This is a genomic window from Amycolatopsis sp. DG1A-15b, assembly GCF_030285645.1.
In the GTDB taxonomy this organism is placed as follows: Bacteria; Actinomycetota; Actinomycetes; order Mycobacteriales; family Pseudonocardiaceae; genus Amycolatopsis.
Window position 1 is genome coordinate 2395815 of sequence record NZ_CP127296.1, and the last position, 17396, is coordinate 2413210.

Sequence of the window (17396 nt, forward strand, 5' to 3'; positions counted from 1 at the left end):
ATTCCGGGTATGTCCACTGTCACGCCGTTCGCGGTCCTGGCGTTGATCGGCGCCGTGTCCGGGGCGGTCACGGCGTGGCTGCTCCTGCGCCGCGACCGGCCCGCCGAGGTGCTGACCCCGTCGGCACCGCCGGAGCCGGTCCCCGAGGAGGTCGCGGCCCGGCTGCTGGCCGACGACCACGCCGCCCGGCTGGCCGCGCTCGCCTCCTTCGCCGGATTCGCCGACGGTGACCCCACGCGCCGCCAGGAGTGCGTCGGCGAGATCCTCGCCGGATTCCGGTACGAGTGGCCGGACCCGCCGGCGTGGCAGGCCGAGCTGTGGCGGCTCCTGGTGCCACGCTTGCGCCCGGGGTCCCCGCGGTTCTGGCCCGGGATGGACCTCGAGCTGGACCGCCTCGTGCTCCACGCCGTCGACCTGCGCGGCTGCGAAGTCCGCGACGCACGCTTCCACGCCGTGCGGTTCGCCGGCGACGCCCACTTCGGCGAGGCTGTCTTCACCGGTTTGGTGAGCTTCGAAGGATCGTGCTTCGCCCGCCACGCCTTCTTCGCCGGCGCACGGTTCGAGACGGGCGCCGACTTCGAGAACGCGACCTTCACCGGCACCGCCGACTTCGCCGGCGTCACCGCCTGCGGCCCGACGTGGTTCGACGCCGCCCGGTTCTCGGCCCGCACGGACTTCACCTCGGCGACCTTCGGCGACGAGGTCTCGTTCGAGGCGACCAGGTTCGCCGGCCGCACGCTGTTCTCCGGCAGCCGGTTCGCCGCCGGGGCTCTTTTCACCCGAGCCCGCTTCAGCGGCCACGCGGACTTCACGGCCGTGACGGCGGGCGGGTTCGACTTCACCGGAGCCCAGGTCCGGACGGATGCGCGCGTCGTCCGGACCTGGCCGCCGGGCTGGGCACCGGGTGAGCCCGAGCCGCAACGATGGGCCGAGCTGCGGGCGGAGTGAGCTACTCCGCGCGGATCGGCAGGTCAGCCCCGTCGCGGAGGAACACCGGGATCCGCTCCGGCGGCGCCGCCGCCTCGATCCGGTCGCCGCCTTCGTACCGGGCGCCGGTCACCGCGTCCGTCCACGTCGCCCCCGCCGGCAGGTACACCGTCCGCGCGGTGACCCCGGGTTCGAGCACCGGTGCCACCAGCACGTCCGGCCCGAGCAGGAACTGGTCGTCCACGTCCCAGGCGGCCGGGTCGGCCGGGAAGTCGACGAACACCGGCCGCATCGGGGGGACGCCCTGCTCGTGGGCCACCCGCATCTGCTCCATCAGGTACGGCCGCAGCCGCTCCCGCAGCCGCAGTGACTCGGTGATCGCCGCGTACGCCGGCTCGCCGAACGACCAGACCTCGTTCGGGCCGCCGGTCATCTCCGGCCCGAACGCCGGGCGCGGGTCGCGGAAGCCGTGCAGGCGGAACAGCGGGCAGAACACCCCGTAGGAGAACCAGCGGACCATCAGCTCCCGGTACTCCGGCGACTCCGGGTCGCCGCCGTGGAAGCCGCCGATGTCCGTCGTCCACCAGGGGATTCCGGCCAGTGCCACGTTCAGCCCGGCCCGGACCTGCGCGCGCAGCGACGCCCACGTCGCCCCGACGTCACCCGACCAGAGCGCCGCCCCGAAGCGCTGGCTGCCCGCCCACGCCGAGCGGGACAGCAGCACCACTTCGTCGTCGCCCTCGGCGCGGATGCCGTCGTGGAACGTCTGCGCGTTGACCTGCGGGTAGAGGTTGAACACCTCGGCACCCGGGCCGGCGTGGAAGCCGAGGTTGTGCGGGTGGCCGGGCTGGATCTCCGGCTCGTCGCCGTCCAGCCACCACGCCCGCACGCCCAGGTCGTAGTAGTTCTCCTTGACCTTGCTCCAGACGAACCGCCGCGCCTCGGGGTTGGTCGCGTCGTAGAACGCCACCGGCATCTCGACGCCGAACCCCTTGTCCTTCCACGGCGCGTGCGCCGGGACGCCGCTCTCGGCGGCCACCAGCAGACCCTGTTCGTGCAGCTCGCGGTAGTTCTCCGAGAGCGGGTTCACCGACGGCCACACCGAGACCATCAGCTTGACGCCGAGTTCGGCGAGCTCGCGCACCAGCCCGGCCGGGTCGGGCCACTCGGCCGGGTCGAACTTCCAGTCGCCGAGGTGCGTCCAGTGGAAGAAGTCCGCCACGATCACCGACAGCGGCAGCCCGCGTTCGTGGTACTCCCGCGCGACGGAAAGCAGCTCTTCCTGCGTGCGGTAGCGCAGCTTCGACTGCCAGAACCCGGCCGCCCACTCCGGCAGCATCGGCGCGTGGCCGGTCGCGTCGGCGTAGTGGCCGAGGATCTGGCGCGGACCGTCGCCGGTGGTGACCCAGTAGTCGAGCTGACGCGCGTCGTCGGCGACCCAGCGGGTGCCGTTGGCGGCCAGTTCGACCCGGCCGACGGCCGGGCTGTTCCACAGGAACCCGTAGCCGCGGCTGGAGAGCAGGAACGGCACCGACACCTCGGCGTTGCGCTGCACCAGGTCGAGCACGAGGCCCTTCTGGTCGAGCCGGCCGTGCGTGTGCTGCCCGAGCCCGTAGATCCGCTCGTCGTCGTAGGCGCTGAAGCGCTGTTCCAGCCGGCCGTAGCCGTTGCGCGAGGGCATGAACAGCCGCGCGCCGGGCCACCAGAAGTGCGCGCGCTGCTCGGCGAGCAGCTCCTCGCCGGTGTCCGTGCGGACGAACCGCAGCTGCGCGTCGATGCCGGTGTCGGTGTCGGCGATCTCGACGATCGCGGTGAGCGCGCCGTTGACCACCCGGCCGTGCCGCCCGTCGGTCTCCGCGGTGGCGGCCGACGGCTTCGCGGGCAGCAGCGCACCCGGGACGTCGTCGAGGATGCGGTGCCGGCCGGCGCGCACGCGCAGGCTGTCGGCGCCCCACGGCTCGATGCGCAGCACCTCGTGCCGCACGCTGACTTCGAGCGAGCGGCCGTCTTCGGTCGTGGCGATCACGAGGTCTCCTTGGGAAAACTAGTCTTTGACGGCGCCGCTGGTCAGCCCGGCGACGACGTAGCGCTGGGCGACGACGAGCAGGACGGCCGCGGGGATCGCGGCGAGGACGGCGGTGGCCATGATCCCGTTCCAGTCGGCGGACTGGTTGCCGACGAACCGGTAGATGCCCACGGTGATGGGTTCGAACGACTGCCCGGTGGTCAGGGTGACGGCGAACAGGAAGTCCGCCCAGGCGAACAGGAACGAGAACAGCCCGGCGGTGACCAGCGCGTTGCGGCTGACCGGCAGGATGATCGAGCCGAAGGTGCGCCAGTACCCGGCACCGTCCACCCGGGACGCTTCGGTCAGCTCCTTCGGCACGGAGATCATGAAAGCCCGCAGCAGCAGGATGGCGAACGGGATGGTCGCGGTGGAGTCGGCGAGCACGAGCCCGAGGTAGTTGTCGATCAGGCCGAGGTTGCTGAACACGGTGTAGAGCGCGTTGGCCATCACGATGCCCGGGATCATCTGCACGATGAGCAGCACGAACACCAGCGCCGGGCCGCCGCGCACCTTCAGCTGGGCCAGCGCGTACGACGCGGGCGCCGCCACCAGCAGCGAGACGAGCACCGTGCCGAGCGCGACGACGACGCTGGAGAGCAGGTTCGGTCCCTGCGTCGAGAGGGCCTTGCGGTAGCCGTCCAGCGTGCCGCCGACGGGGAAGAACGCGGGGTCCGGGCGCAGCAGCGCGCCGCTGGGCTGCAGCGACGCGTTGACCATCCAGTACAGCGGGAACAGCAGCACCGCCACGATCAGCACGCCGGCCACCGTCCGCGGCCAGTTCGCCGTCTTCATGCCGCCTCCGCCAGGGTCGCCCTCGCCGAACGCAGGTACAGCAGCCCGAAGACCGTCGCCACCACGATGAGGACGTTGCCGACCGCGGCGCCCTGCCCGAACGCGAAGTCCTGGAAGGACAGCCGGTAGGACCACGTGGTGAGCGTCTGGGTCGAACCGGCCGGTCCGCCGCCGGTGACGACCATGATCACGTCGAACACCTTGATCGTGTAGACCAGTCCGAGCATGAGCACGATCCCGGTGACCGGCCGCAGCAGCGGCCAGGTGACGTGCCGGAACCGCTGCCACGCACCGGCGCCGTCCAGGGCCGCGGCCTCGTAGAGCGACGCCGGGATCGCGCGCAGCCCGCCGTGCAGGATCACCAGGTTGAACGGGATGCCGATCCAGATGTTGGTGATGATCACCGCCGGCAGCGCCCAGCTCGTGCTGCTCAGCCACGGCACCGCGTCGAACCCCAGGAACCGCAGGCCCGCGTTGAGCACGCCGTGGTCCTGGTCGAACATCCACCGCCAGACCGCGCCGCTGACCACCAGCGGCAGCAGCCACGGCAGCAGGAGCAGCGACCGCAGCAGCGCGCTGCCGAGGAACCGGCCGTTGAAGAACACCGCGAGCGCCAAGCCGATGCCGAACTGGAAGACGATCGACCCGGCGGTGAACAGCACCGTGTTGAGCGCCGCGGTCGAGAACAGCGGATTGCTCAGCACGGCGGAGTAGTTCTCGATGCCGACGAAGGGTGCTTCGCCGGTGTAGAACGACTTCACCGTGTAGTTCTGCGTGCTCATCACCAGGTTCGCGGCCAGGGGATAGCCGAAGAACACGACGACGTAGGCCACCGCGGGCAGCAGGAACGCCCACGCGGCGAACCGGCTGTCCCGGCGGGACCTCCGGCTCGCGCGGGGTGAGGCCGAGACCCTCGGGGCGGTGGCGACCGTCACGAGCCGCTCGCCTGCTGGGCGGCCTTGAGGGCCTGGTCGACCGGGGTCTTCCCGGTCAGCGCCGCCTGGAGCGCGTCGGCCAGCGCCTGCGAGACCTTCGGGTACTTCTCGCCGAGTTCGGCGGTGCGGGAGCGGGCCGTGCCGACCTCGTCGACGAACGCCTGCATCGACGGCTGCTCGGTGCCGAACTTCTGGGCCACCGCCGTCTTCGACGGGATGTAGGCGTGCGCCTTGCTCCACTCGAGCATCGTCGGCTCGGAGAGGATGCAGGAGAGCACCTTGCCGGCCGCCTGCTGGGCGGGCCCGCTGGTCACCGGCACGGCGCCGACCTCACCACCGAGCGCGACCACAGGCTTGCCGCCGGCCTGCGGCACCGGGATCGGGACGACGCCGTAGTGCAGCGACTTCTGCTCGTCGAGCCGCGCGATGTTCCACGACCCGTTGATCATCATCGCCGTGTTGCCGCTGACGAACTGGTCGGCGACGTCGTTCTGGCTCCAGGTCACCACGGACTTCGACGCCGAACCCGAGTTCACCAGGTCGGTGACGTACTGCAGCGCCTGCGTCGCCTGCGGCGAGTCCAATTGCGACAGTTCGGCGCCGTTGCTCCAGAAGAACGGCAGGAACTGCCAGGTGCCCTCTTCCGACGAGATGGCGGAGAAGGAGAGGCCGTACTTGCCGTCCTTGGTCAGCTTCGCCGCGGCGGTCTTCAGCTCGTCCCACGTCTTCGGCGGCTCGACGCCCGCGGCCTGCAGGAGGTCCTTGTTGTAGATCAGCGCGAGGCCGTTGACGCCCGGGGCGACGCCGTACAGCTTGTCCTGGTAGGTGCCGGCCTTGGCGATGCCCGGGTAGTAGCCGTCGGTGGTGATCCCGTAGTCGGTCAGCGGGGTCAGCGCGCCGGTGGCGGCGACCTGCTGCAGCGTCGGGTTGTCGGTGAAGAGCAGGTTCGGCAGCGTCTTCGAGCTGGCGCCCTGCAGGACCTTCGGCAGCATCTGGGCCGTCGGCACCTTCTGGCGCTCGATCTTGATCCCGGTCTGCGTGGCGCAGGTGTCGAGGATCTTCTGCCAGGCGGCGGACCCCTGCTCGTCGGCGTAGTAGTCGAGTTCGGTGATCGACGTGGCGGCCGGGGCATCGGCGCCGCCGGGTGCGGACGGGGCCGGGCTGGGACTGCAGGCGGCCAGCAGCGCGGCACTCGTGGCGCTCGCGGTGAGGACGAGGGCGCGACGGACTACGGGCATGGTGATTCTCCTTCGGCGGCGGAGCAGAACCGGTCTGTGTTGATCCTTGCCAATCCGGCCACAGCCACGGCCGAACGACTTGGTAGCAACGGTTACGTGTCCACGGGGGCGGCCTACTTTTGGCCGGATGGGCAAGGGCGCGGCGACGCGGTGCTTTCGCGCCGGGTCAGGCGGGGTCCGAGCAGCCGGACCTCCGGGGTGGTGTGGCCGGCGAGCCGGCGCATGGTCATTTCGACGGCCTGGGTGCCGACCTCTTCGGCCGGGATGGCCACGTTGGTCAGCGAGACGACGTGCTGCTCGGCCATGCTGTCCGGGCACACGGCGATGACCGAGATGTCCTCGGGCACCCGCAGGCCGCGGTGGCGCAGGTCCGACAGCAGCCCGGGCAGCACGGCCTCGTTGTGCACGACCAGGCCGGTCAGGCCGGGCTCGGCGGCGAGCAGCTCGTCGAGGCAGGCGCTCACCGCCTCGTAGGAGTGGGCGCACGCGTGCGAGGCCGCACGCAGGTCACGGCTCTTCGTGGCTTCGTCGAAGCCACGGAGGAACCGCGTCGCGTAACTCGTGCCGCGGCGGTAGACGGCCGGGGACGGGCCGATCAGCGCGATCGAGCGGTGGCCGAGCTCGGCCAGGTGCGCGACGCAGGCCGAGGCCGCCGCGGTGAAGTCGAGGTCGACGCAGCTCAGCCCGGCCGGGTGGTCGGGCACGCCGATGAGCACCACCGGCAGGTCGAGGGCCAGCAGCATCGGCACCCGCGGGTCGGCGGTTTCGACGTCCATCACCATCAGGGCGTCGGCGATCGCCGAGGACGCCACCCGCTGCAGCGCGGCGGGTCCCTCGTCCTTGGTGAGCAGCAGCAGGTCGTGGTCGTGCGCGCGGGCCGCGGTGACCGCCGAGGCGACGAACTCCATCACGACGGCGACGTTGAGGTCCGTGCGCAGCGGCACGACCAGCGCGAGCACGTTGGTCTTGCTGCTGGCCAGCGCCCGCGCCCCGGCGTGCGGGTGGTAGCCGAGCTTGCGGATGCTGTCCTCGACCAGCCGCCGGGTCTTCGGCGAAATTGAGCGTTTGCCGCTGATCACGTACGACACCGTGCTGGGAGCGACCCCGGCCGCGTTGGCGACGTCGTTGATCGTGACCACGGGCGGCCTCCTGGGGACGGGGAGGGGATGGACGGGAGTTCGGTGTCGAAGCGCATCGACGATGGCACGAAGGTAAGTGACACCCGCCCGAAACACAAGCATCATTCGCCGTTTGCCGGTATTCGACGGTTATTCGACAACAGACGTCTTCGTCGAAATTATCGAAAGTCCCTGTTGAACGTTCTTTTTGCAGCTCAGCGCGGCCGCGACGGCATCCCGTCGAAGGGTCTGGGAGCGTTCCCAGCGACTCTTGACCGCGCGCTCACACGGCTGTAATAGTCGTCGGGTTCCCCGCCGTTCGACGCGAATGTTCCGCGCCACGCCGTCGAAACGATTCGACGATTCGGAGGCCGTCCGTGCGCTTGTCCCTCATCCGCCGTGCCCTGTTCCCGGCGGTGGCCGCGACCCTGCTGCTGGCTTCGTCGCCGGCGCTCGCGGCACCGCCACCACCCTTCCGCGATCCGTCACTGCCCCTGGCGACGCGGATCGACGACCTGCTGTCCCGGTTGACGGCGGACGAGAAGATCTCGCTGCTGCACCAGTACGAGCCGGCCATCCCGCGCCTCGGCATCGGGGTCTTCAAGACCGGCACCGAAGCCCTGCACGGCGTCGCCTGGTCGACCGACTACGACAACAAAGGTGCCGTCGTCAAGGCCGACGGCACCGTGTTCCCGCAGGCCATCGGCCTGGCAACCACCTGGAACCCGGCGCTGGTGAAGCAGGTGGGCGCGGCCGTCGGGCAGGAGGCCCGCGGCTTCAACGTCCGCAACCCGACGCTGTGGGGCCTCAACCTGTGGGCCCCGGTGGTGAACCTGCTGCGCGACCCGCGGTGGGGCCGCAACGAGGAGGGCTACTCCGAGGACCCGCATCTCACCGGCGAGCTCGCGACCGCCTACGGCCGTGGCATGCAGGGTGACGACCCGCGGTACCTGCAGGCCGCCCCGACGCTGAAGCACTTCCTCGCCTACAACAACGAGGTCAACCGCGACACCAGCAACTCCTCGGTGCCGCCGAAGATCCTGCACGACTACGACGAGCAGGCGTTCAAGATCCCGCTGCAGGCGGGCGCGGCCAACGCCGTCATGCCGTCGTACAACCTGGTCAACGGCCGCCCCAACCACGTGAGCCCGGACCTCGACGGCGCGCTGCGGAAGTGGGCGCCGCAGGACATCGCCGTCGTCAGCGACGCCGGCGCGCCGTCCAACCTGGTCAACTCGGAGAAGTACTACGCCACCAAGGCCGAAGGGGACGCGGCGGCGATCAAGGCGGGGCTCGACAGCTTCACCGACAACGACACCGACGGCTCGATCACCACCGCCGCGGTCAAGGAGGCCCTGAGCAAGGGCCTGCTGACCATGGCCGACGTCGAAAACGCCGACCGCCACCTGCTTTCGCTGCGGTTCCGGCTCGGCGAGTTCGACCCGCCGGGACGCAACCCCTACGCGAAGATCACCCCGGCCGTCATCAACTCGCCGGAGCACCAGGCGCTGGCGCGCAAGACCGCCGACGAGCAGATCGTGCTGCTGCGCAACAACGGCGGCGCGCTGCCGCTGAACCCGGCGAAGAACAAGAAGATCGCGGTCGTCGGCCCGCTCTCGAACACGCTGTACGAAGACTGGTACGCCGGCGCGATGCAGTACAAGGTCACCCCGGTGCAGGGCATCAAGGAGCGGCTCGGCTCGGCGGGCACGGTCGCTTCGTCCGAAGGCGTGGACCGGATCGCGCTGAAGGACCTCTCGACCGGCAAGTACCTCACGGCGCCCGCCACCACCGGCAAGGTGACCGCGGGCGGGACCGTCGCGGGCACCGCCGAATCCTTCGACGTCTACGACTGGGGGGCGGGCAAGAACACGCTGCGGGCGGCCGCGAACGGCAAGTTCCTCAGCTACTCCGGCGGCGCGCTGGTCAACGACGTCGACCAGCCGGCGGGCTGGTTCGTGCAGCAGCAGCTGAAGCTGGACGCGCAGCCGGACGGCAGCTACGTGCTCGAGTACGCCGGCAACGAGGTGAACGAGCCGTGGTTCGGCCCGAACAAGTTCGCCGTCGTCGGCGCGGACGGCGTCTTGACGATCTCCTCCCCGGACGCCGCGCACGCGACGAAGTTCGGCCGGGACGTGCTGACCAGCGGTGTCGGCAGCGCGGTCGCCGCGGCCAAGGACGCGGACACCGCCGTCGTCGTGGTCGGCAGCATGCCGTTCATCAACGGCCGCGAGGCGAACGACCGCACGAGCACCGAGCTCGCCCCGGCGCAGCGCGCGCTGATCGAGGCGGTGCAGAAGGCGAACCCGCACACCGTCGTCGTGGTGGAGAACAGCTACCCGACGACCGGCTGGGACACGCTGTCGGTGCCCGGCATCCTGTGGACCAGCCACGCCGGGCAGGAAACCGGGCACGCCGTCGCCGACGTGCTCTTCGGCGACAAGGACCCGAGCGGGCGGCTCACCCAGACCTGGTACGCCTCCGACGCGGGGCTGCCGGGCATCCTCGACTACGACATCGCGAAGACCGGGATGACGTACCAGTACTACCGCGGGAAGCCGCTGTTCCCGTTCGGCTACGGGCTCAGCTACACCAGTTTCCGCTACGACGGCGTGCGCGTGTCCCAGTCCGGCGGGAAGGTCCAGGTGAGCGTCGACGTGACGAACACCGGCGCCCGCACCGGGTCCGACGTCGTCCAGCTCTACTCGAGCGCGCGGCAGTCCCGCGTCCAGCAGCCGGTGAAGCAGCTGCGTGACTTCTCGAAGCTCACCCTGGCGCCGAAGGAGACCCGCACGGTGCGGTTCGACGTGCCGGTGGCGGACCTGGCCTTCTGGGACGTCACGCGCGGGAAGTCCGTGGTGGAGAGCGGGGTCTACGACTTCTCGGTCGGCCGCAACGCCACCGACGTGGCCGGCTCGCGGCCGGTCTACGTCGCGGGGGAGCGGATCCCGGCCCGGGACCTGACCCACACGACGCAGGCGGAGAACTTCGACGCCTACCAGGGGACGACGCTGACGGACACGGCGAAGGTGGCGGGCACGTCCGTCGCGGCGACCGCCGGCAGCTGGCTGGCGTTCAAGGACGTCGCACTGGGCGGCCCGCAGAAGTTCACGGCGTCGGCGTCCAAGGCGGAGGCCGGCACGACGAAGATCACGGTCCGCCTCGACTCGCCGTCCGGCCGCGTGCTGGGCACGGTCCCGGTTCCCTCGACCGGCGACCGGTACGCGTACGCGACGGCGACCGCGGCACTGGCGAAGGCGAGCGGCCGGCACGACGTGTACCTGACGTTCGACGGGCCGGTGAACCTGGCGACGTTCTCGCTGCGGTGATCCGCACGGCCGCCCGGCCCCGGCCGGGCGGCCGGTGCGCCGGAAGCGCGGAGACCTACGGTTTCCGGCCCACGCCGGCGTACGGGAGGGAGTTGACCGCCGGGCTGTCGGACATGTCGCCGACGCCCTCGGGGTTCCACATCGCGCAGCCGACCAGGCCCGGTTCGACCAGGTCGAAGCCCTCGAAGAACCGGAGCACCTGGTCGTGCGTGCGCGGGAACGGGCGGTTCTGCTGGTTCTGCTTGCTCGTGTACACCTCGATCGCTTCGTCGAGGCCCGCCGACCCGGAGTCCGCCGCCACGTGGGTGAGGGCCAGGAAACTGCCCGGCGCGAGGCGGTCGCGGTAGCGGGCCAGGATGCCGGCCGGGTCCCAGGAGTCGGGCACGAAGTGCAGCAGCAGCAACATGAACACGCCGGTCGGCTGCCCGGGGTCGAGCAGCCGGCGGGCCGGCTCGGCGTCGAAGATGTCGTTGACGTCGCGCAGGTCGGCCTGGAGCACCGCGCAGTTGTCGTTGCCCTGCAGCAGCAGCTCGCTGTGGGCGACGGCGACCGGCTCGCGGTCGACGTACACCACCCGGCACGCCGGGTCGGCCTGCTGGACGATCTCGTGCAGGTTCCCGACGGTCGGGATGCCGGAGCCGACGTCGAGGAACTGCCGGACCCCGGCCGCCACCATGTACCGCGCGGCGCGGCGCAGGAAGGCGCGGTTGAGCCGGGCGGCGTCGCGGATGCCGGGCATGATCTGCAGGATCTGCTCCCCGAGCGCCCGGTCGGCGGCGAAGTTGTGGTCCCCGTCGAGCCAGAAGTCGTACACCCGGGCCGGGTTCGGCACCGAGGTGTCGATCTCCGGTGGCACCCAGCTCAGTTCTCCGGTCACGGGACCTCCCACCCTCGCGGACGCTGAAGGGACGCAGCTTAGTCCTCTCATCCGTTCGTGTGGACTCGTGCTCCGGGTGCCCGGGGCGCGGCTAAGGTGGCCCGGTCACGAGGAGACGAGGCCATGCCGAATCCGCGTCCCGTGCCCGGCCGGGTGCCCCTGCTCGGGCACACGGTGCCCCTGCTGCGCGACCCGCTCGAGTTCTTCACTTCCCTGCCCGCGCACGGAGATGTCGTCAAGATCCGGCTCGGTCCGCTGCCGGTGCACGTGGTCACCACCCCGGAGCTGGCCTGGCAGGTGCTGGCCACCGACGCCGACAAGTTCGACAAGGGCCTGGTCTTCGACAAGATGCGCCCGCTCTTCGGCGACGGCCTGGCCACCTCGAACGGTGAGCTCAACCGCCGTCAGCGCCGGCTGGTGATGCCCGCCTTCGGCCGCACGCGGATCGCCGGCTACGCCGAAAACACCATGACGAAGCTGGCCGGCGACCTGGTGGCTTCGTGGCGGCCCGGCGAAGTCGTCGAGTTCGACCGGCGGATGCAGGACCTGGTGCTGACCATCGCCGGGCAGACGCTGTTCTCCACCGCGCTGGGTGCCGAAGCCCTGGCGGAAATCCGGCACTCGATCCCGATCATGCTGAAGTACGTGCTGATCCGGGCGTTCTCCCCGAAGTTCGTCGAGAAGCTGCCGATCCCGCCGAACCGGCGGTTCGACGCCGCGGCCGCGCGCCTGCGCGAGGTGATCGGCGAGACCGTCGTCGCAGCGCGTGAAGACGGCGCCGACCACGGAGACCTGCTCTCGATGCTGCTGCTGGCCCGCGACGAGGAGACCGGCGAGGGCATGTCCGACCGCCAGGTGCACGACGAGGTCATCACGATCCTGACCACCGGCGCCGAGACCACCGCCGTCGCGCTGGCCTGGTTCTTCCACGAGCTGGGGCAGCACCGGGAAGTCGAACGCCGGTTCCACGCCGAAGTCGACCAAGTCCTCGACGGCCGGCCCGCGCGCTTCGAGGATCTGCCCGATCTCGGTTACACGCAGCAGATCGTCAACGAGATCGTCCGCCGCACCCCGCCGTTGATCCTGATGCGCCGCGCGCGGGAAGACGTCGAACTCGGCGGGGTGACGATCCCCGCGGGCAGCGAGGTCGCCGTCAGCCAGCACACCCTGCACCGCGATCCGCGCTGGTTCCCCGACCCGGACCGGTTCGACCCGGACCGCTGGGCGCCCGGCCGCGCCGCGGAACTGCCGAAGGGCGCCTACATCCCGTTCGGCGCGGGTGCGCGGCTGTGCCCGGGACACGTGTTCGCGCCGACGGAGATCGGCATCGTGGCCGCCACCATCGGCGCGCGGTGGCGCCTGGTCCCGGTGCCGGGCAAGAAGGTGGACGCGCAGATCAAGGCCACGATGCAGCCGAACCGGCTGCCGATGACCGTGCTGCCCCGCCGGACCTGACGGTGCCGGTTCCACTACCGGGTGTAGTGTTCCGGGGTCCTGAACGGAAGGCGGGGTAGGGGTTGAGACGGCCGCTCAAGCTGACGTCGGCGTTGTTCGCCTGCGGTGTCCTGTTCGCCTCGCTGACCGCGGCGGTGCCCGCGGAGGCCGCCGCGATCTCCTGCAGTGACACGGATCTGCCGGTCACCGGACCCGGTCTGCCGCCACTGGTACCGGGAGCGCCCGCGGTCGTGCACGGCCGGCTGTGCCTGCCCGCCGGGGCCGCTCCGGACACCGTCCAGCTGCTCGTGCACGGGGGGACGTACAACAGCGCGTACTGGGACCTGCCCTACGAGCCGGCACGCTATTCCTACCAGCGGGACATGGCCGCGCACGGCTACGCGACCTTCGCCGCCGACCAGCTCGGTGCGGGGCGCAGCAGCCGGCCGCTGAGCCTGCCGCTGTCGGCGTGGGCCGCGGCCGAGTCGATGCACGAGGTGGTCGGCCACCTGCGCGCCGGCCGGGCCGGCGGGGTCCGGTTCGCGAAGGTGGTCATTGTCGGGCACTCGGTCGGGTCGGGGATCGTCGCCGTCGAGGCGTCGACCTACCACGACGTCGACGGCGTGGTCCTCACCGGCATCACCCACTTGCCCGCGCTGCCCGTGCTCGCCCTCGGCGCGGCACTCGGCCTGCAGCCCGCGCTGCTCGACGGCCGGCTGGGCACCTTGGGCAGCGACCCGCTGTACTTCACGACGAAGCCGGGAGCTCGGGCCGGGCTGTTCTACGCCGCGGGCGACGCCGACCCCGCCGTGATCGCCGCCGACGAGGCGACGAAAGACCAGGTTTCGGTCCCCGGGATGGGCACGGTCGCGTTGTTCGGCATCGTGTTGCCCGCGACGTGGGGAATCACCGCACCGGTTTTCCAGGTGGTCGGTGAAAAGGACGCCCTTTTCTGCGGGGTGCTCGCGTTGCGCGACTGTTCCGACGCCGCGGTGCTGCGGGCGCAGGAAGCACCCTATTACGCCGACCCGTCGAAGCTCTCGATGTATGTGCTGCCGGGGGCGGGTCATTCCGTGGCATTGCACGAAAACGCGAACGAATACCGCAACGCCACCCGTTCTTGGCTACAGGACCGCCTGGGGATCGCTCCGCAGGGTTATCACTCGATTGGACGTAAGTGAATCCGTGCGTGTCACATAATTCCGGGCCAAGATAGATCGATTGACCCGAACGGTGTGCACTGAACCCTTGGACAGCCTGAGGTGACTGCTCCCCACCCCCGCGGCGACGCCCCGCGGAAGAAACCGTCCGCCGATCGCGCGGCGAGACGGCTCGGCGCACTCGCGCGCAAATGGGGCTACCTGATCAGCTCGACGGCCTACCTGCCGCACACGCCCGAGGAAATCGACCGCGAGCTGACCGGCCTGGCCGGGCGGCTGTTCGCGGCGGTGGCGAGCGATCCGCCGGACCTCGAGGCGGCCGCCAGCGCGGGCGGGCGGCTCGTCGAGCTGCGGTGCGTCGGCGCCGACAGCCTGCGCCGGACCCTGGAGGTGCTGGGCAAGGGGCTGCTGCGCGAACCGGAACTGCGCGGGGTCGACGGGCTGGCCGAGCGGGTCGTGCTGGTGCTCGGCGCCCTCAGTTCCGGTTACGGCGAGATGATGCGCGAAGACATCCAGAAGCGGCAGGAGGGCCTCAGCCGCGCACTGCTGAAGGTCGAGCAGGAGACGCGGCAGAAGCAGGTCATCACCCGCGCACAGTTCGAGGAGGTGTTCGCCGGCTCGGCCAGCGGTGTCGCGCTCACCGAGCTGGACGGCCGGGTGCTGCGGGCGAACGCGGCGCTGGCCAAGACGCTCAACCGCACGCCGGCGGAGATCGCCGCGATGACGCTGTTCGACCTGGTCCACCCCGAGGACGTCGACCAGTTGCAGGAGAGCTACCGCGAGCTGGTGGCCGGCCGGCTGCACCGGCTGCGCGCCGGCCGCCGCCTGGTCGGCAAGGACGGCGAGCCGATGTGGGCGACGTTCGCCGCGTCGGTGATCCGGGACGCGGTCGGCACGCCCCGGCAGCTGCTCACGATCGTCGACGACGACACCGAGGTGTCGCTGCTGCAGCGGCGGCTGAGTCACCAGGCCCTGCACGACGTCCTCACCGGGCTGCCGAACCGGCAGTTCTTCAGCACCCGCCTGGAAACCTTGCTGCGCGACGCGGATCCGGCGCGCGGGGTCACGCTGTTCCACCTCGACCTCGACGGCTTCTCGCAGATCAACGGCGGCCTCGGCCGGGAGCTCGGCGACCGGGTGCTGCGCGGGGTCGCGGCCAAGCTGAAGACGGTCTTCGAAGCGGAGAAGGCACTCGTGGCGCGCCTCGGCGGCGACGAATTCGGCGTGCTGGTGCAGAACACGGCGGACACCCCGGGCGTGGTGACGCTCGTCCGCCGGATCACCCACGAGCTCGCCGAGGCGGAGTACGTCGACGGGCAGCACGGGGTCGCGGTGTCGGCCGCCATCGGTGTCGTCCACCGCCCGCCGCGCGACAGCACGCCCGCGGAGCTGCTCCAGGCGTCGGACCTGACCCTGCGGCGCGCCCAGCGGACGGGCAACCAGTGGGGCCTGTTCGACCGCGAGCTGGACCGGCGCGACCGGCACGACTTCGGCCTGGCCGCATCGATGGCGGGCGCGTGGGAGAACGGCGAGGTCGAAGCCCGCTACCGCGTGCTGGTGTCGGCGACGAGCGGTTCGGTCGAAGGCGTCGAGGCGCGGTTGCGCTGGAACCACCCGGCCGAAGGCGTGCTGCCGCACGAGAAGTGTGTGCGGCTGGCCGCGGAGACCGGCCTGGCGCTGCCGCTGGGCACCTGGCTGCTGCGCACCGCGGCCGAGCGGCTGGCGGCGGCCGGGATCGGCGTGCCGCTGGTCGTCGAGCTGACGCCGCAGCAGGCGGCGGATCCGGAGCTGGTCGGTGAAATCCACCGCGTGCTGGGCGACACCGGCCTGGCGCCGGACCGGCTGCGCCCCGGGTTCCCGGCCGCGGCCCTGGCCGCGGAGACCGGGGACGCGGCGGACAACTTCAAGGTGCTGGGCGAAATCGGGGTCCGGGCGGAGATCCACGGCCTCGGTGACGTCTCGTGCCTGACGGAGTTCCGGGCGCACACGGTCCGGATCGCGGCGAACCTGGCCGCCAAGCGCGAACACCCGCTGGTGGCCGCGCCGCTGTCGGCGCTGATCGACGCGGCGCACGCGGCCGGGGCGTCGGTGTCGGTCGCCGGCCTCGCGACCCCGGCCGAAGCCGCGTGGTGGCGGGACCGGGGTGCCGACCTGCTGTCGGGCCCGGCGTTCCCCGATCCGCCGGGCGACCTGCCCGCCTGCTGACTCAGATCCGCACGAGCACCTCGTCGAGGGGCTTGCGCCGCAGGTCCGGCACGACGCAGTCGTCGGCCGGGTAGCCGACCGGGATCACCGCGAATGCCTTTTCGTTGCGGGGGCGGCCCAGCAGCTCCCCGAGGAACCGCATCGGTGACGGCGTGTGCGTCAGCGCCGCGAGTCCCGCGACCTGCAACGCCGTGAGCAGCATGCCGACCGCGATGCCGACCGACTCGTCGACGTAGTAGTGCTTGCGGACGCCGCCGTCGTCGTCGAGGGCGAACCGCTGCTGGAACACGACGATCAGGTACGGCGCGTTCGTCAGGTGCGGCTTCTCCGCGTCGGTCCCGAGCGGCCGGAGCGCGGCGAGCCATTCGTCGCCGAGGCGGCCTTCGTAGGAAATCCGTTCCTCGGCCTCGGCGGCTTCGCGGATCCGGCGGCGCACCGCCGGATCCGTGACGAGGACGAACGTCCACGGCTGCTGGTGCGCCCCGCTGGGCGCGGTCGAGGCGACCGCGATCGCGTCGAGCACCGCGCGTTCGGGCACCGGGTCGGGGGAGAACATCCGCACCGAACGCCGGGCTTCCATCCGCTGGCGCAGCGAGGCGGTCCGGGCGACGGCTTCGTCGTCGGGCAGCCGGGCGGGCCGGTAGGGGACCGGTGAATAGGTCATGCCCGGATTGTGGCGGGGAACATGAAGCGCCCAGCAGGTCCGAACGTACGATTCGCGGTGTTAAGCGTCCGTTCCGCGGACAGTAAGGTCATCCTTGCTTCGCAAATTACCCCGAACAGTGCAGGGAAACTAGGCTGTTCGGTCCTGTCGCGTGAAGTGATCTCCTCATTACCCTCCAGTAGCAGACAGTGGTGCCGATCACAGTGGTTCCAGGAGGCCTGATGGCGTCGCGCGTTCGGGAACCCGGCTCCGAAGACCGGCGCGAACTGCGGATCCGGCACCTCACCGGCTGTCTTCCCTGCACGCTCAAATGCGCGTATTGCGGGCTGCCGGTGCGGCTCGCCGGACCGGGCGACCACCCCGGCTACGGCGTGGTCGAAGAAGTGACCGGCGATCTCGTGCTGCTGCACCGGTTCTGCCGCACCGCACTCGGCCGCTGCCGGACGCGGGGGTGCGTGCTGCGGCGCGCCCACCTCGGCCGCGCGACCGAGCAGTACGAAACCGGCCGGCGGCCCGGGCGCTACCAGCGCCTCGGCGTCCGGCGCTCGCCCGACCTCGACCTGTACCGGAAGCACTGGCGGATCGCGAAGATGCGGTACGCGTGCAAGGCGTGCCGGTACTACACCGGCTCGCACTGAGCCGGTCCTTC

At 71.0% G+C, this 17396-nt stretch carries 13 protein-coding genes; 6 read left to right on the forward strand and 7 right to left on the reverse strand.

The window, feature by feature from the left end; genetic code table 11:
- The first annotated feature begins 9 nt into the window (after window positions 1–9).
- The gene (locus QRY02_RS10985; protein ID WP_285991413.1) at window positions 10–948 is read left to right on the forward strand and encodes a pentapeptide repeat-containing protein; all 939 of its coding nucleotides are present in this window, start codon (window positions 10–12) and stop codon (window positions 946–948) included.
- 1 nt (window position 949) lies between these two features.
- Here QRY02_RS10985 and QRY02_RS10990 read toward each other — a convergent pair whose 3' ends face one another.
- The 5 genes from QRY02_RS10990 to QRY02_RS11010 form a co-directional block, all read right to left on the reverse strand.
- Window positions 950–2953 (reverse strand): glycoside hydrolase family 31 protein, encoded by a 2004-nt coding sequence (locus QRY02_RS10990; RefSeq protein ID WP_285991414.1) that lies wholly within the window; start codon window positions 2951–2953, stop codon window positions 950–952.
- A gap of 18 nt (window positions 2954–2971) precedes the next feature.
- The gene (locus QRY02_RS10995) at window positions 2972–3787 is read right to left on the reverse strand and encodes a carbohydrate ABC transporter permease (RefSeq protein ID WP_285991415.1); all 816 of its coding nucleotides are present in this window, start codon (window positions 3785–3787) and stop codon (window positions 2972–2974) included.
- On the reverse strand, window positions 3784–4722 hold the full coding sequence (locus QRY02_RS11000) for a carbohydrate ABC transporter permease (RefSeq protein ID WP_285991416.1): 939 nt from the start codon (window positions 4720–4722) through the stop codon (window positions 3784–3786). The genes QRY02_RS10995 and QRY02_RS11000 overlap by 4 nt, the downstream gene beginning before the upstream one ends.
- Entirely contained in the window at window positions 4719–5960 is a 1242-nt protein-coding gene (locus tag QRY02_RS11005; protein ID WP_285991417.1) for a sugar ABC transporter substrate-binding protein, read from the reverse strand. The genes QRY02_RS11000 and QRY02_RS11005 overlap by 4 nt, the downstream gene beginning before the upstream one ends.
- Window positions 5961–6073: 113 nt before the next feature.
- Window positions 6074–7099, reverse strand: a complete 1026-nt coding sequence (locus QRY02_RS11010; protein ID WP_285991418.1) for a LacI family DNA-binding transcriptional regulator — start codon at window positions 7097–7099, stop codon at window positions 6074–6076.
- Between the two features lie 356 nt (window positions 7100–7455).
- Here QRY02_RS11010 and QRY02_RS11015 point away from each other — a divergent pair, with 356 nt between their 5' ends.
- Window positions 7456–10407: a glycoside hydrolase family 3 protein gene (locus QRY02_RS11015; RefSeq protein ID WP_285991419.1), complete on the forward strand. Its 2952-nt coding sequence runs from the start codon at window positions 7456–7458 to the stop codon at window positions 10405–10407.
- A gap of 55 nt (window positions 10408–10462) precedes the next feature.
- Here QRY02_RS11015 and QRY02_RS11020 read toward each other — a convergent pair whose 3' ends face one another.
- A complete protein-coding gene (locus tag QRY02_RS11020; RefSeq protein WP_285991420.1) occupies window positions 10463–11284 on the reverse strand; it encodes an SAM-dependent methyltransferase in 822 nt (273 codons plus the stop codon).
- A gap of 123 nt (window positions 11285–11407) precedes the next feature.
- On the opposite strand from QRY02_RS11020, the gene QRY02_RS11025 reads away from it, so the two are divergent.
- The 3 genes from QRY02_RS11025 (at window position 11408) to QRY02_RS11035 (ending at window position 16083) form a co-directional block, all read left to right on the forward strand.
- Window positions 11408–12739 carry a cytochrome P450 gene (locus QRY02_RS11025; protein WP_285991421.1) on the forward strand — a complete coding sequence of 444 codons (1332 nt, stop codon included), beginning with the start codon at window positions 11408–11410 and terminating at the stop codon, window positions 12737–12739.
- 62 nt (window positions 12740–12801) lie between these two features.
- Complete coding sequence (locus tag QRY02_RS11030; protein ID WP_285991422.1) at window positions 12802–13899, forward strand: alpha/beta hydrolase; 1098 nt, start codon at window positions 12802–12804, stop codon at window positions 13897–13899.
- 81 nt (window positions 13900–13980) lie between these two features.
- Window positions 13981–16083 (forward strand): putative bifunctional diguanylate cyclase/phosphodiesterase, encoded by a 2103-nt coding sequence (locus QRY02_RS11035; RefSeq protein WP_285991423.1) that lies wholly within the window; start codon window positions 13981–13983, stop codon window positions 16081–16083.
- 1 nt (window position 16084) lies between these two features.
- On the opposite strand, the gene QRY02_RS11040 is transcribed toward QRY02_RS11035, so the two are convergent.
- Window positions 16085–16747, reverse strand: a complete 663-nt coding sequence (locus QRY02_RS11040; protein ID WP_285991424.1) for a nitroreductase family protein — start codon at window positions 16745–16747, stop codon at window positions 16085–16087.
- A gap of 221 nt (window positions 16748–16968) precedes the next feature.
- Between QRY02_RS11040 and QRY02_RS11045 the strand changes: the two genes are divergently transcribed.
- The gene (locus QRY02_RS11045; protein ID WP_285991425.1) at window positions 16969–17385 is read left to right on the forward strand and encodes a hypothetical protein; all 417 of its coding nucleotides are present in this window, start codon (window positions 16969–16971) and stop codon (window positions 17383–17385) included.
- Window positions 17386–17396 lie beyond the last annotated feature (11 nt).

Excerpts from the sequence above, each read along its gene's own strand:
- QRY02_RS11005 (WP_285991417.1), bottom strand. The coding sequence starts at position 5,960 with ATGCCCGTAGTCCGTCGCGCCCTCGTCCTCACCGCGAGCGCCACGAGT.
- QRY02_RS11025 (WP_285991421.1), top strand. The coding sequence starts at position 11,408 with ATGCCGAATCCGCGTCCCGTGCCCGGCCGGGTGCCCCTGCTCGGGCAC.
- QRY02_RS10985 (WP_285991413.1), top strand. The coding sequence starts at position 10 with ATGTCCACTGTCACGCCGTTCGCGGTCCTGGCGTTGATCGGCGCCGTG.
- QRY02_RS10995 (WP_285991415.1), bottom strand. The coding sequence starts at position 3,787 with ATGAAGACGGCGAACTGGCCGCGGACGGTGGCCGGCGTGCTGATCGTG.
- QRY02_RS11040 (WP_285991424.1), bottom strand. The coding sequence starts at position 16,747 with ATGACCTATTCACCGGTCCCCTACCGGCCCGCCCGGCTGCCCGACGAC.
- QRY02_RS11045 (WP_285991425.1), top strand. The coding sequence starts at position 16,969 with ATGGCGTCGCGCGTTCGGGAACCCGGCTCCGAAGACCGGCGCGAACTG.